Origin of the sequence: Acinetobacter sp. YH12211 (assembly GCF_013418015.1) — a bacterium.
In the GTDB taxonomy this organism is placed as follows: domain Bacteria; phylum Pseudomonadota; class Gammaproteobacteria; order Pseudomonadales; family Moraxellaceae; genus Acinetobacter; species Acinetobacter towneri.
Genome location: NZ_VPCW01000016.1, coordinates 34,692 through 49,601, shown reverse-complemented (window position 1 = coordinate 49,601; position 14,910 = coordinate 34,692). Strand labels below are relative to the sequence as shown.

The 14,910-nt window shown below is 39.6% G+C and carries 15 protein-coding genes; 10 read left to right on the top strand and 5 right to left on the bottom strand.

Annotated elements, in window-relative coordinates; all coding sequences use genetic code 11:
• The first annotated feature begins 113 nt into the window (after positions 1–113).
• From FTU98_RS09255 to FTU98_RS09235, 5 genes are all read left to right on the top strand, one after another.
• A complete protein-coding gene (locus FTU98_RS09255) occupies positions 114–662 on the top strand; it encodes a hypothetical protein (protein ID WP_180051306.1) in 549 nt (182 codons plus the stop codon).
• 89 nt (positions 663–751) lie between these two features.
• Positions 752–1,039, top strand: a complete 288-nt coding sequence (locus tag FTU98_RS09250) for a hypothetical protein (RefSeq protein WP_158660386.1) — start codon at positions 752–754, stop codon at positions 1,037–1,039.
• Between the two features lie 17 nt (positions 1,040–1,056).
• Complete coding sequence (locus FTU98_RS09245; RefSeq protein WP_180051303.1) at positions 1,057–2,091, top strand: DUF932 domain-containing protein; 1,035 nt, start codon at positions 1,057–1,059, stop codon at positions 2,089–2,091.
• A gap of 207 nt (positions 2,092–2,298) precedes the next feature.
• Positions 2,299–3,303, top strand: a complete 1,005-nt coding sequence (locus FTU98_RS09240) for a YqaJ viral recombinase family protein (RefSeq protein ID WP_373885895.1) — start codon at positions 2,299–2,301, stop codon at positions 3,301–3,303.
• 176 nt (positions 3,304–3,479) lie between these two features.
• Complete coding sequence (locus FTU98_RS09235) at positions 3,480–4,358, top strand: hydrolase or metal-binding protein (protein WP_180051297.1); 879 nt, start codon at positions 3,480–3,482, stop codon at positions 4,356–4,358.
• Between the two features lie 47 nt (positions 4,359–4,405).
• Here the strand turns inward: FTU98_RS09235 and FTU98_RS09230 are convergent, their stop codons facing one another.
• Positions 4,406–5,392, bottom strand: a complete 987-nt coding sequence (locus FTU98_RS09230) for a hypothetical protein (protein WP_180051294.1) — start codon at positions 5,390–5,392, stop codon at positions 4,406–4,408.
• Positions 5,393–5,448: 56 nt separating this feature from the next.
• Here FTU98_RS09230 and FTU98_RS09225 point away from each other — a divergent pair, with 56 nt between their 5' ends.
• The gene (locus FTU98_RS09225) at positions 5,449–5,862 is read left to right on the top strand and encodes a hypothetical protein (protein ID WP_180051291.1); all 414 of its coding nucleotides are present in this window, start codon (positions 5,449–5,451) and stop codon (positions 5,860–5,862) included.
• 41 nt (positions 5,863–5,903) lie between these two features.
• On the opposite strand, the gene FTU98_RS09220 is transcribed toward FTU98_RS09225, so the two are convergent.
• Complete coding sequence (locus FTU98_RS09220; protein ID WP_180051288.1) at positions 5,904–7,241, bottom strand: site-specific integrase; 1,338 nt, start codon at positions 7,239–7,241, stop codon at positions 5,904–5,906.
• 232 nt (positions 7,242–7,473) lie between these two features.
• On the opposite strand from FTU98_RS09220, the gene mutS reads away from it, so the two are divergent.
• From mutS to FTU98_RS09200, 4 genes are all read left to right on the top strand, one after another.
• Entirely contained in the window at positions 7,474–10,113 is a 2,640-nt protein-coding gene (mutS, locus tag FTU98_RS09215) for a DNA mismatch repair protein MutS (protein ID WP_180051285.1), read from the top strand.
• 213 nt (positions 10,114–10,326) lie between these two features.
• Positions 10,327–10,650 carry a ferredoxin FdxA gene (gene fdxA, locus FTU98_RS09210; RefSeq protein ID WP_004973093.1) on the top strand — a complete coding sequence of 108 codons (324 nt, stop codon included), beginning with the start codon at positions 10,327–10,329 and terminating at the stop codon, positions 10,648–10,650.
• Positions 10,651–10,792: 142 nt separating this feature from the next.
• Positions 10,793–11,512, top strand: coding sequence for a D-Ala-D-Ala carboxypeptidase family metallohydrolase (locus FTU98_RS09205; protein ID WP_004973092.1), 720 nt, complete (start codon positions 10,793–10,795; stop codon positions 11,510–11,512).
• A 151-nt stretch (positions 11,513–11,663) separates the two neighbouring features.
• On the top strand, positions 11,664–12,329 hold the full coding sequence (locus tag FTU98_RS09200) for an O-methyltransferase (RefSeq protein ID WP_136144534.1): 666 nt from the start codon (positions 11,664–11,666) through the stop codon (positions 12,327–12,329).
• Between the two features lie 180 nt (positions 12,330–12,509).
• Here the strand turns inward: FTU98_RS09200 and FTU98_RS09195 are convergent, their stop codons facing one another.
• The 3 genes from FTU98_RS09195 to FTU98_RS09185 all read right to left on the bottom strand — a co-directional run bounded on the left by FTU98_RS09195 (position 12,510) and on the right by FTU98_RS09185 (position 14,697).
• Entirely contained in the window at positions 12,510–13,352 is an 843-nt protein-coding gene (locus FTU98_RS09195) for a universal stress protein (protein ID WP_154320670.1), read from the bottom strand.
• 126 nt (positions 13,353–13,478) lie between these two features.
• Positions 13,479–14,105, bottom strand: a complete 627-nt coding sequence (locus tag FTU98_RS09190; protein ID WP_004973079.1) for a DapH/DapD/GlmU-related protein — start codon at positions 14,103–14,105, stop codon at positions 13,479–13,481.
• Positions 14,098–14,697, bottom strand: coding sequence for a YigZ family protein (locus FTU98_RS09185; RefSeq protein ID WP_096900925.1), 600 nt, complete (start codon positions 14,695–14,697; stop codon positions 14,098–14,100). The genes FTU98_RS09190 and FTU98_RS09185 overlap by 8 nt, the downstream gene beginning before the upstream one ends.
• Positions 14,698–14,910: the final 213 nt, after the last annotated feature.

Genomic DNA, 14,910 nt, shown 5'->3' with positions numbered 1-14,910 from the left:
ACTGGCAGTACTTTTATAATCATGAACGACCTCATATGTCAGTAAATGGTTGTCCACCTATTTTTAAACAATAACAAGGGCTTTAGATTTTCTACCCATTAATTCAATTAAAAATGGGGGTATTACCTGAGCTTTTAACGCAAATAATGGTTAAATATTTAGATCAGAAAATTACGCTTAATCGATTAAACATTTCTGATGAAAAGTCTTCTTTTTTTGGAAGCAGAGAACATAAAGAACTTTTCAATATTCTTGATCAACTAGATGCTTTGAATAATGCAAAAGCTACCTCTGACCGTTATGATGCTCTGCTAAAAAATTTAATATGTTTGATCATCTATGACTTAGAAATCGAATGCTCAGAAAATTTAAATAATAGAGTTATGGAAAAACTGATGTCCTTAGGTGATCTTTGTCCAAATTATTCACGCTTTCAATGCAAGCCAAATATCGAAGATCATTTTGATGGACAAGAAGTATCATTAAAATATCAAGGCTATCTACAACCTCTCGTTTTAGAACCGAATTTTACGACAAAAAAGCTGCTAGATTCCATCACTTTACGACCACATTATAAAAATAATGAGGAGCTTGAATATATCTTAAAGAAGCACTACATAATGGATGAGTACAAAAAATTCAAACTAAGATATTTCAATTAAATCCAATATATTTCAAATATATATCACAAAAACGATAATTACCCATCAGGTCTGCTTAGCAGGCCTTTTTCATTTTTAAAGGTGTCCATATGACGACTTGCCCTGCTTGTCATAGTGAAGAAATAACTTTTCTTGGATTAGCTCCAAAAGGATCTAACCAAGCTCCAAGCCCACTCTGGTCACAATCAACACTTACCTTCATTGGCAAAGAATTAGCTAAAGCTTACAGAATTCCTCCTGTAATTGGAGAAATTACAGGAGCCAGCTTAGGCTATGTACTTAATTATTATTTACATAAGCATTCTGGATCTCCTTTCGTACAAAACGAGAAGTCTTACACCTGTAATGACTGCAATTTAACTTTTCAAATCAATTAACAATAATAGGTATAAATATGGCACATCAACTTGAACAAATGGCTTATGTCGGTGATACCCCTTGGCATGGCTTAGGTAATCAACTCACTCAGAATCAGCCGATTGAAATCTGGGCCCAGCAAGCAGGTATGGATTGGCGCATCGAATCCTCGAATGTCAGTTACATGGCACAGAATGAACGTGGGCAAAGCATCATCATGCCGTATGAAGAACAGCGAGTGCTGTATCGTTCCGATACTCATGCTCCCTTGTCTGTGGTCAGTCAGCGTTATCAGGAAGTGCAACCGATGGAGATTCTGGAGTTCTACCGGGATCTGACTGAGCAATCTGGCTTTGAGCTGGAAACCGCTGGTGTACTGAAAGGCGGGAAGAAGTTCTGGGCATTGGCACGTACTGGACAAAGCACAGCACTCAAGGGCAAGGATGTCAGCAATGGTTATATTTTATTGGCAACAGCCTGTGATGGTACGTTGGCCACCACAGCACAGTTCACCAATATCCGTGTGGTGTGTAATAACACCTTAGCCATTGCCCTACGTGGACAAAGTAGCAATGCTGGTGTGGTGAAAGTACCACACAGTACTAAGTTCGATGCGGACAAAGTCAAACAACAATTGGGCATCTCAGTTCGTGCATGGGATGAACACATGTATGAAATGAAACAGCTGAGTCAACGTAAAGTCACTCAAGGTGAGGCAGCAGCTTTCTTTGATGCAGTGTTTAACAATACCAGCATGAGTGTTATCGACCAGGAGGAGAACATCATTCAGTTTTATCGCAATATCGCTACTCCAAATCCAGCCAAAGAAAAGCCTGAACCGAATGGACGTGCCATGACTAAAGTCATGAACATGTTTAATGGACAAGGACGTGGTGCAGAACTCAGCTCAGCCAAAGATACTGCCTATGGTTTGCTGTGTTCAATCACCGAGTTTGCTGACCATGAACGTCGTGCCATGAGTACCGATCACCGCCTCGATTCAGCATGGTTTGGTGCAGGTGCTGCGTTAAAGCAGCGCGGACTAGAACAGGCGCTTCGCTTAGTGGTTTAATTTTCATTTAAGCCAGTGCTATTACAATAATGGTCAAGGGTCATGCAGATGATCCTTCTCCAGTGCCCCCCTTTTTGCCACATCTCCAGATGTGGCTTTTTTTATGCCGAAAATTTTACAGACCTCACTATTTATAAGGATCAAAGTATGAATCAGATTGCACCGATAAATACCCCTCAACTCCCTCATTTTCCAATTCCGAATGAGATGAATGAATCAAATACCGTAGCTAAACGAACAGTGACCGCCAAACGTTTAGCCAATACTAAAAATATGGATTACCAAGAATGGCTAGAAGTGCGTAAGCAAGGCATTGGCAGTAGTGATGCCGCAACCGCATGTGGATTGAATCCCTACATGTCAATGCTGGAACTGTGGATGATTAAAACTGGTCGAACTCAGCAGAATGTTGATGATGACAGCTCAGGCGTTGCACCGTTGTATTGGGGCAAACAGTTAGAGCCACTGGTGGCTGAGTACTACAGCCTGCATACCAATAATAAAGTGAGACGAGTGAATGCCGTGCTTCAACACCCCGATCCCGATAAGTCGTTTATGTTGGCAAATCTGGACTATGCGGTCGTGGGTAGCGATGACGTGCAGATTCTGGAATGTAAAACAGCTGGGGAACATGGTGCCAGACTATGGCGAGATGGTGTGCCTTTATACGTGCTGTGTCAGGTGCAACACCAATTGGCTGTAACAGGCAAACAGGCTGCACATGTCTGTGTTCTGATCTGTGGGCATGAAACCAAAATCTTCAAAGTGACACGGTCTGAATCAGTGATTCAACACATCATTCAGGCAGAGCGTTATTTCTGGGAATGTGTGGAAACAGATACTCCGCCATCAGTCGATGCCAGTGAATCCGCAGCCAAAGCGATTCAGCAACTCTATCCAGCGCATATCCCACTAAGCGTTGAAGATCTCTCGCAAAATGAAAATGCCAATTTGATGTTCGATCAACTCATCAAAATGAAAGAAGAGATTCAGCATAAGCAGGAACGCTTTGACCAGTTGAAGCATCAAATCCAAATGCTGATGAAAGATGCCGAAAGAGCTGTGTTTAGTCGTGGCTCGGTGGTGTGGAAGAAAACCAAGGACTCCATCAGTCTGAATACCAAGGCATTGCTTCAGCACCAGCCTGAACTCATCGAGCTTTATCCACTTCAGAAGCAAGGCGGTCGTCGTTTCAACATCTATACCGACTAAGTCTATTTCAGCCCATTTAAATAGCGATGCGCAAAAACCGCTCCCCGCCCTCCATTCGCTAGGAACAGAGGGTTAAACGGTCGCGGCTTTTGTAGTGAACTATATACATATTTCTTGAATCAGGTGATCTACATAAAGCTAGATGATCTGTACAAAATCAAATTGAGGAAAATAAAATGATTAAAGGTTTAGCGATTACACCACCAGCTCTAGGGCGTATCAGTATTGGTCGGGTAGTAGAAAAGAATGGCAAGCGCCTACCTGAAAAGGATGATCAGTTCACCATTACTTCCCAGATCCAAAGCAAAGAGGGATGGGTCAAACATCCATTAGATGAACAGCTTCGAGCCAGTACGCCGAATCAAAAGCTACGCTCAATCCCCGTCAGAATGATCTTTAATGATCCAGATTTAAACCTACGTGCAGAATATAGCTTGTTTGATCGACAGACTGGCCGTCCAGTATGTGTCGGCAACGGTGAAACATGCCAGCGTTTAACCAATCAAGGCGTAGAACAACATCCCTGTCCATCACCTGATTTATGCCCATTGGCTCAAGGAGGCAACTGCAAGCCTTATGGACGCTTGCATGTGAATTTAGATGACTCGGATGAGTTTGGCACCTTCATCTTTAGAACCACAGGATTTAACAGTATTCGGACTTTGGCTGCACGGCTGAGTTATTACCACGCAGCCTCAGGAGGTTTACTCTCTTGCCTGCCTTTGCAACTGACTTTAAGAGGCAAAAGCACCACACAAAGCTATCGTCAGCCGGTGTATTACGTGGATCTAACTTTAAGGGATGGGATTAGTCTCAATGATGCCATTACTCAAGCCAAGCAAATTGATGAACAGAGCAAGCAGGCCGGATTCTATCAAGAGGCTGTAGATCATATCGCCAGACGAGGTTTTGCCAATGCTGTATTTGAGATTAATTCTGAAGAAGATCCTTACGTCATCGATGAGTTTTACCCTTTAGATGAAAACTCGGCAGATCCAGAAAATAGTTACGCCATATCAAACACTCTCAGGCAAACTGTAGAAAAAGTGGCATAAAAAAAGACCCATCAAAGATGGGTCTTATTAGGTAATATCAGCTATTATTAATAATAATCAATCTCAAATAAAACTGTTGTTGCTTCGAATTTTTGTTGTGTTATTTTCGCATTAAATTCCTGTTTCAAAATATTAAGTAAAGATACAGCGACTTGTATACTACCATTCATATCATTAAAATAATGTAATTTCATGGTATGTGTCTTTTGCCGTTTACCATCTTTTCTACCATCCCACATAGTTTGCAATTCCATATCTTGATCCACCCACTCCTGTAAATCACTTGGTATATACGGATCATGATCAGTTGGATCAAATTTTCTTACTGATGATCGATATTGATTTGTAGTGCTATTAAAAGACACATCAAAGCCACTTAGTAGCCCGTATTGAGGTAAAGGAATATTTGAATTTACTTTTTTATTTGAATGATTAATGGAATTAGTCACTAAACGAATTTCTTTAGCACCAAAAGCCATTGCTAATTGGATATATACATTTTCTTTTGCTTTTGCTAATTCGATTTGGAAGTTTTCTGGTCTAATGTAAAGGTCTTTAATATGAGGATGCTTGATAAAAAAACTATTTTCAGTCAGCTTATCTTCTTTGGGAGTTTTTAATTTTTTTGCATCTTCTAAAGATACATAAGTTACTTCAGTAGGAAGTTTCATCCCTTTCAAAATAATACTTGCTTTATCTTCAACGCTATAAACAAGAGCTGGCTTTGTATTTTTCACTGTCGTATTATTGGTATATTTCATAAACTCTGCTGAAATTTCTTCAGCATGTGTTAAAACGTCTTTAGTGCTTTCTTTATTTGTAGCTTTATGAATACTTGCTCCTATCAACCCTACTGCCATACTACTTCTTTCATTCAATTTCTGATTAAATCTAGAAAAGAATCCATCTGTTTTTGGTTCAGATTCCTTTACTAGTTTAGGATATTTTTTCTTAAATAATTCTTCTACCATTTCGTTTGATGCGACAAAAATCACATCTGGAAACTTATTAGATATCATTTTCTTAAATCTCATTTATTATTCATCTTAGTAGCATAACAAAATTTATCAATTTATTAGAGGGGTCAATCGTGTTAAAAGCTATTTTTTGGATTGCAGTATTCTTTTTCTTTATTAGCGTGCTTTTTTATGGTATTCGCTTTATCTTTATGACTTTAATGAACTTCGCCAATTCATCTAAACCAAATCAATCTACGAAATTAATAGGTAATAAAGGATCAACTCTCTCAAACACGGAATCTCTCAAGCCTGATCATGAAATACAGTTTTTTGATCCTACCCTCAATAAAATCACAACCCTGTCCGGCCATCTTGAAAAATGCTATGAAGAACATCAACAGCTTTGGATTAAATTGATCAGTTTAGGGCAAAACGCACCAAAAACTATTAAGGTAAATAATATTAGTATGGTCGAGAATTTACTCACTAAAGAAAGGTTTTCCAATGAAAACTCCATTGAACAATATTTCAAAAGATTTTTGTAACATGTAAAAATAAGAGCCTCTTCCAGAGGCTCTCTTTTATCTTATAAAGCATCCAAATGATCGGCCCACTTCTGTAACCATTCCGCACATTCTTTTTCATACGCGTGCAAATTATAAGTACCTTGTATTCCTTTTTTTGAATGCCCTAATACAGCTTCTGCAATTTCTGCAGGACAACTTAACCTAGATAGACCAGTACGTACAGTCCGCCTTAAATCGTGCGGACTCCAATCCTCAATTTCGGACAACCACAATTGTTCAGGCTGTAATGCGTATGAAAGTTTTTCAGGATGTCGCATTTGCCATTTATACACTGTAAGAATCTTCTGGGCAATTGCCTTACCTTTAACTCTTGATTCAAAAAGAAAATCTGACTCACGAGATAATGCTTTTATATATTCAAGGCATTGTTTAGAAAGTTGGACATACCTATCCGTACCATTCTTGCTTCCTTTTAAATGCCACGTATTTTTTTCAAAATCAATGTCCGCCCATTTCAACTCACAAACTTCCCCAGTACGGCACCCAGTCCATAATGTAATTCTAAGAATATGCCTAACTTTTTCTGAGAAACCTGATGTTGGAAGCCATTCCAATACTTTTTTAATTTCGTTATCTGATAATACACGGCTACCCTTTTTGTGTGTTAACTTCACCCTGCTTTGCTTTAAACTCGATTTAGCCAAAAGTGCCGGATTTGCAAAATCATCCTTAAATTTTTCCAATCCTATACTGTAGTCATAAGCCAACGTTAATTCTGCTAGTACACGCCCAGCTTGAACATTTGCCCCACGCTCAATAATTTTAGAAATCATATTTACGACATCTTTTCGCGTCACTTGATCAGCTGCTATATGTCCTAATACTCTAACCGCATCGCCGTATAGTGTTCTTCTAGCTTCATCTTGTCCTTTACGTTTTCTCGCTCCTGGAATCAACTTCTTACTGCCTGTTTTACTATCTAAAACATAACGGTCTTCAATTACATTAGTTAAATATAAATCAATCAATTCTTTAACTGTAAATTGGGCATTTGTTTCATCTCGTTTTTCTTGCTCAATCTTTTTTTGTTCCTTCTGATCTTTTAGCTCCTGACTTGGGCAAATACCTGCTCTGCGTTTGATCTTCATCTTTTGAAGCTCTAATCTAGCTTCAGCCAATGACATATCTGGGTAAATACCAATTTTTACTTTCTTTAACGAGTTATCAATAGGACTTCTGAAGCGATAAGAAAATGAAGTCAGACCTGTTTTCCCCTTATTAACTCTTAACCCTTCATTTTCACCAATATCTACTAAGAAAGTTTCAGGTTTCATTTTTTCAATAGCTCGAGCAGTTAACGCTACTTTTTTTTTATAAGTAGGATCTTTTACAGTCATATAGTTCTTCTAACCTTTTCGCACTCGGTAATTTTGCTAAAATCACCCTCAGATTTTTCAGCATGCATATGCTGATAGGATTTAAATAAGATACACCAATAAAAGGTATACTAAAAGGTATACTTATTCATTGGATTCCTTAAGACTTGCTTGTTACCCCTAAGCAGCAATAGGAATGTAAGCAGATGATTATCATTGAAGAACTTATTATTTTTAAAGGTATTTTTATTAGATGAACATAGAAAATTCAGGTATTGATCTATCATCACTTACACCTATGATGCAGCAATACTTACGGGTGAAGATGGAACATCCACATTCTTTAATGTTCTATCGCATGGGCGATTTCTACGAATTATTTTTTGATGATGCACACAAAGCCGCCAAACTCTTAGGCATTACCCTCACCCATCGAGGTAAAACCAGCGGCAAACCTATCCCAATGGCAGGCATACCGTATCATGCTGCCGAAGGTTATCTCGCTCGCTTGGTTAAAAAAGGCGAAACCGTGGTAATTTGTGAGCAAATTGGCGAGGTAACAGGCAAAGGTCCTGTAGAGCGTGGAGTGGTACGGATTATCACCCCTGGTACGCTCACCGATGATGCCCTGCTCAACAGTCATCAATCTTCCAACTTGGTCTCTTTATGCTTACAGCAAAACCAAATTGGTATCGCGTTGCTGGATTTAAGTGCAGGGATTTTTAAAGTTCAGCAAATGGATTATTTGCCTGAACAACTCGCGATTGAACTTTCTCGTTTAATGCCAAGCGAAATTGTGGTCGATGAAGATATTGTCGATCCGAATATTATTGAACAGGTTAAAAAGCAGCTTGACTGCCCTGTGACCAAACGCCCAAATGTCGATTTCAACCTAAACAATGCGCAAAAAACGCTTTGTGATCAGTTTGCTGTATCGACACTTTCAGGTTTTGGTATTGATCATTTGCCCTTAGCCAAAGCAGCAGCGGCAGCGTTAATACACTACGCCAAAGAAACCCAAAAAACGGCTTTACCACATATTCGCAGTATTCAATTAGAACAAAGCAGCAATTTTATTGCGCTTGATCCTGTGACCCGACGTAATTTGGAATTGGTTGAACCATTATTTGAACACGGCACTTCTTTATTCCAACTGATTAACGATTGCCAAACTGCCATGGGTAGCCGTTTACTGAGTCGTACCTTGATGCAACCTTTGCGTGACACGGCATTGTTAGATGCAAGACTGGATGCAATTCAAGCCTTAATACAAGGTTACCATGAGTCGCCTGTGCGTTTGGTACTGAAAGAAATTAGTGATATTGAACGTGTGCTGAGTCGTGTCGCACTCGGTAGCGCACGCCCACGTGATTTGGTACAACTACGTCAGGCCTGTGCGCAAATTCCCTATTTGCGTCATGCCTTACAGCCCATTGTTTCTGCACAACAATCCGCACTCATTCAAAACCTGAATGAAGAACTGGGCGATTTTCATGGACTGCATCAACGGCTGATGCAGGCAATTGTAGAAAACCCACCTGTACTATTGCGTGATGGCAATGTCATTGCAGAGGGTTTTGACAGTGAACTCGATGAACTACGCAAAATCCGTGATCATGCGGGGCAATTCCTGATTGATTTAGAAGTCAAAGAGCGCCAAGAAAGCGGTATCCCAACGTTAAAAATTGGCTACAACCGTGTCAGTGGTTACTACATTGAACTCACTCGCGCCCAAGCCGAGCAAGCACCTGAACACTATATCCGTCGTCAAACTTTAAAAAATGCAGAACGCTACATCACCCCAGAGCTAAAAAGTTTTGAAGATAAAGTCCTGTCTAGCGAGTCCCGTGCTTTAGCCCGTGAAAAGATGCTATTTGAAATGCTATTGGATGAATTACGCCAAGACATTGCTCAATTACAAATGATGAGCAGCGCGATTGCACAAATTGATCTATTGGCAAACTTTGCCCATCAAGCACGTTTACGCAATTGGGCACGCCCTGAATATAGCCCTGAAATTGGAATTAAAATTACTGCAGGACGTCATCCTGTTGTTGAGGCCTTGAGTAAAACCGCCTTTACACCGAATGATACTTTACTCGACTACAATCATCGTTTGGCAATTATTACTGGCCCGAATATGGGCGGTAAATCAACGTATATGCGTCAAACCGCACTCATTGCCCTACTTGGCTATTGTGGTAGTTATGTGCCTGCCCAAACAGCCGTATTAGGTCCTATTGATCGCGTGTTTACCCGTATTGGTTCTGCCGATGATTTATCGACAGGTAAATCGACCTTTATGGTCGAAATGACTGAGACTTCACAAATTTTACACCATGCAACCTCACAGTCTTTGGTGCTGATGGATGAAGTTGGTCGCGGAACCAGTACCTACGATGGCTTATCTTTGGCATGGGCATGTGTGTTGGATTTAAGCAAACGCATCAAATGTTTATGCCTATTTGCAACGCATTATTTTGAATTGACCGAATTAAGCAAAGAATCTGGGGTGGATAACTACCACGTAACCGCCAAAGAAATGAATGGCAACCTGATTCTCTTGCACAAAGTTCAACAAGGTCCTGCAAGCCAAAGTCACGGTTTGCAAGTGGCAAAATTGGCAGGCATTCCAGCCAATGTGATTAAAGAAGCGCAAAACCGTTTAAGAATTTTAGAAAAACAGCAGCACAAAAATGTCAATTTAGCCGTTCAAGATGACCTATTTGCACCAGCAACAAGCTCAGCTGAACCAGAAGTGATTGAACGTGTAATAGAGGTAGAAAAACCATCACCTGCTTTAGATTTATTACGCAGTATAGATGTCGATAATTTAACGCCACGACAAGCGCTGGAACAATTGTATGCTTTAAAGGAACAATTGAACGCTTAGCCGCTGTTATTTCTAAAAAATTTGAGCTAAACAAAGACTCTCAATTGAGAGTCTTTGTCATTTATAAGTTTTTTTGATGGTTTTATCCCCCTTTTATCAAATTTAGCAGCACTGTCTATATCAAATATCAGTAAAAGCGATTGTTAGTTGTAGTGATTTTTGCCTAAAATAGACTATTCTGAATTAGAACCATATTTTTAGGTAGCTGTCGCCATGACATTTGTTGTCACTGAAAACTGTATTAAATGTAAATATCAAGACTGCGTTGAAGTTTGTCCTGTAGACTGCTTCTACGAGGGTCCGAACTTCCTTGTCATTAATCCAGACGAATGTATCGACTGTGCATTATGTGAACCAGAGTGTCCTGCCAACGCTATTTTCTCTGAAGATGAATTACCAGAAGGTCAGGAAGTGTTTATCGAGCTAAATGCTGAACTTTCACAGACTTGGCCAAACATTACACAAATTGGCGATCAACCTGCTGATCGTGAAGAATGGAATGGCAAACCAGACAAATTACAATACTTAGAAAAGTAAGTTCGTCTTGTTGTGAAAAAGATCAGTCCTGTGCTGATCTTTTTTTATACCTAAAACACACATTTGATTGCAATATTTTCAAATTTTAACCAGCATTTTCGATTAGAATACTGCCACTTTAAATAAATATCTGATTTGCCTAATGAAGAAATTTTTCAAGGCGCTGTTTTCGTTCAGCATTGTTCCCGTTATCTTGGTTGCCTGTAGTTCAACCCCAAACAGAACAACAACGATCACCACGCCCGATGGAAAACGAATTTTCATTCCTCAAGAAAAAATCACCTATGAGCGTCAGGTAGCACCTAAAATTGTGCCTTATTCGTATAATGCATGGGTGGCAGTGAGTGACAATTTACGCCAAGTTCGTGAATATGAACGCTTCTTGGAACACAACGGTGTTGGCAATATTATTCCAAGTTTTGAATTAATGCGTACCGCACGTGACTGGCAACGCTGTGGACGTTCGCAATTTATGATTCCAAGTCGTGAATTGTGGCAAAATCAGGTGCCTACCTTGCGTGTATTTAAATATTTGGTCGCCTCTAAAGTCTTAACTGATTTTGAAGTCACTTCTGTCTATCGAGATTTACCACTGAATCAATGTGCAGGTGGTGCGAACTCATCGCGTCACTTATTTAACTCAGCCATTGATTTTAGAATTGGGCCACAATTCCCGAATGCCGAAGACTATGCCTATATTGAAAGTACCAAATACAGACTGTGTCAGTTCTGGCAGCAATATGGTCAAAGTTTAAACATGGGCTTAGGCTTATACGCTTCAGGACAAATTCATATTGATACACAAGGTTATCGAACTTGGGGGCCAGATTTAAGCCGCCATTCATCTATGTGTAATTTCTAATTCAGTGTTGTTTAGAATTAAATCCTAAAGAGGTCAAATTGACCTCTTTTTTTATTGCGAAATAGATTATCACCTGCTCCATTCCGCGAATAAATTGCACTCTGAGCAGAAAAGTTTACAATGCACACATCGCAACAAAGGTGAGCACGCTATGCAACAAATGTGGACGGATATCGATCACTATATCGAATCACATTTAATTCCCGAAGACCCAGTTTTGACGCAAACTTTAGAAAATACCGATGCCAAAGGTTTTCCAGATCACCTTGCAGTTGCGGCAAATCAGGGCATGTTGCTACAAATGCTCATTCAAATGAATCAATGCAAACGTGTGTTGGAATTGGGCACATTCGCAGCTTATAGCACAATGTGGCTAGCACGTGCGCTGCCTGAAGATGGTTATATACTCACGATTGAAGGACGTGATACCCATGCAGCTTTGGGACAGGAAAATATTGACCGCGCTCAATTAAAACAAAAGGTTGAATTAAAAGTTGGTCGTGCTGCAGAAATTCTAAAAGCTCTGCCAGAAGATACTGAAGCTTTTGATTTTATTTTTATTGATGCCGACAAACAAAGCTATCCTGAATATTTGGAACTGAGTCTTAAACTTTCACGCTCAGGTACAATTATCTTTTTAGACAATGTAATTCGTGCAGGGGAAATTTTAAATCCTGACAATCACAAACCAAGCATTGAAGGGATTCGTGACATGTTCAAAGCCATGCAAAATCATTCGCGAATTTTATCGTGCACAGCATTACAAACTGTAGGCAGCAAAGGACATGATGGCTTTGCTTTAGCGATTGTAAAGTAAAGTCCACACAAGGTTAAAAAACAACCTAAAGCAATTTTACATTATATATTATAATGTTACATATACTGTCCATACAGTTATCCACAAATTATGCGGATAACCATGGACAGTCAGCAAGCATTTACATCAGTTCAACTAAACAATCTTTTGAAATGATCTTTTTTGAATCATTTACGATTTTTACTTTGCCACCAACAAAGGAACAGTTGAGTTACGGAAAATATTGGTGGTAATGCTTCCCAAGAAAAATTGATGAATTTTACTGTGGCTAAATGCCCCTAGTACAATCAACTGGATACCATGTTCACGTTGATAATCTAAAATATTTTCAGCTACATCACCATAACGATATTCAACCACCACATCTAAACCCGCTGCTGTTAAAAAATCTGCAGGTTCATTTAAAACTTCAGGATGATCGCCCACATAAAGCAAATGACATTGCAGTAATTTAAGCAAATCACTTTGTGCAATTCGCTTCATCATTTTGATGCAAGTTGGGGAATATTCATAAGCAAAAATAAAGCGGGTTGGTGCTTTAAAATGCTCTCCCACAGTCATCACGGTACAATTTGCACCACGAATAAAGTTTTCGACATTACTCCCTAAAGCCTTATTGCGTTCAGCAGATTTTTCGCCCACGCGTCCAATCACCACAATATCGTCTTCATTCAACACACTGAAGCTTTGTTCTAGAAAATCGCCTTTTTCTTGAATTTGAGTAGGTACAATTTCATATTTTTCCTGAATCATATTGGAAATGTGCTGCAATAAATTGTTGCTATAGTCGAGTGCTAATTCACTTTGTTTTTGTTCCAACTCAGCTAATTCTTTGAGTAACATCGCATTACTTTCAAAACCAATCACGCCACTAATTTCCCCCAAATGATAACTGGCGGGGTAATAATCCAAAACTTGTAATAACACCAATTCACGTTGAGTTTGTGTTGCAATCCACGCAGCAGCTTCAGCAAGCGCATTAATACAAGGCGAAGAATCAATACAAGCAATTACACGTTTCATTATTGCCTCTCTTACTGCCTTTTGCAGGCTATTTTTTAGTTGTTATTTTTAACTTAACACAACTCGTGTTGCAGGGACATGAAAAAATGTAATGAAGTTTAAAGATTTAGCCTTGCTGCATCGTATTTACTCACGATAACGAATCAATTTGGCAGGGTTTCCTACCACAATTTCCCGCTCCTGAACATCTTTGGTGACCATGCTATTCATACCAACGACTGCATGTGCCGCAATCTTCACCCCATCTTTAACACCAACATGCGCACCTAACCAAACATCCTTACCAACTTCAATGCCCTGTGAACGCACCGCTTGCTGATAAATGGGCTGATCCAAAGCCATGCCATGATCAAATGCATATAAATGACAATATGCTGCGATACGCACCTGATCATGAAGCTTAATTCCAACTCTGCCACCATCTAAAATACAGTGGTGATTAATCGCGACTTCATTGCCAATTTCTAAAGGGCCATGCAAAGTACAATCGGCTGCAATAAAGGTATTATCGCCAATACTGATTTTACGTCCTGGTTCTGCAAAAATATGTGCCAATGGTGAAATAAAACAGTTTTTGCCAATCTCTACCGTTTCCATTGCCATTAAATAAGCTTGATATTCCTGCTGCCAAGCTTCTGCCCAAGCACGATGTTTAGGTTTTAATGACCAATATAACCACGGCATGTAGTTTAAACGGTGTTTATGCTGCTCACGGTACTTCGATAATGGATCAGGTGAATTTGCTTCAGTCATCTTGATCATCCTCAAGGATTTTGAGTTGTTCACGCCCACGGCTAATATCTTGTAATTTTAGTTTTAAAGGGTCTATTTGATCGACTTGCATGAATGCCTTTACCAACACGCCTTCGGCGGTGTAGTCTTCGCTGTACTCAATCTGCTGACTATTTAGCTCGTATTGTAAAATTGCCCACTCATTAAAATGACAGGAAAATTGCACGGTCTTTTTTTCAATCAGTTCTATTTTTTCTGCTAGAGCCAAACATTGCCCTGCACATCCCCCATAGGCACGTACCAAGCCGCCTGTGCCCAATTTAATGCCGCCGTACCAACGATTCACCAACACCAAAACATTAGTCAACTCATTGCCTTCAATCGTGGCTAAAATAGGACGTCCTGCCGTACCTGAAGGTTCGCCATCATCATTAAAACGTAATTGATGCCCGATTTTCCATGCCCAACATTGATGTGTGGTAGATGAATCACGCTGCTGTTCCAAAAAAGTTTTTACCGCTTGCTCATTATCTACAGGCACAGCAATTGCCTGAAATCGACTTTTTTTAATTTCTTCTTCAAAAGTGATGGGCGCAGCAATGGTAAATGGCATAACACTCCAGATCAATCAACCAGTTAAATAAAAACTTGATAATTATAACGTGTTTAGCGCTCTAACGTATTTAGAGTTATAGCTTATTTGGACTGATAACCACCATGAAAAAACCTTCTATCCTCAAAGGTATAGAAGGTTAAATAATGTTTACACGACTTTCTGTTCTACAACTTATGCAGTAAGCATACGAAAACCAATAACGATTAGAAC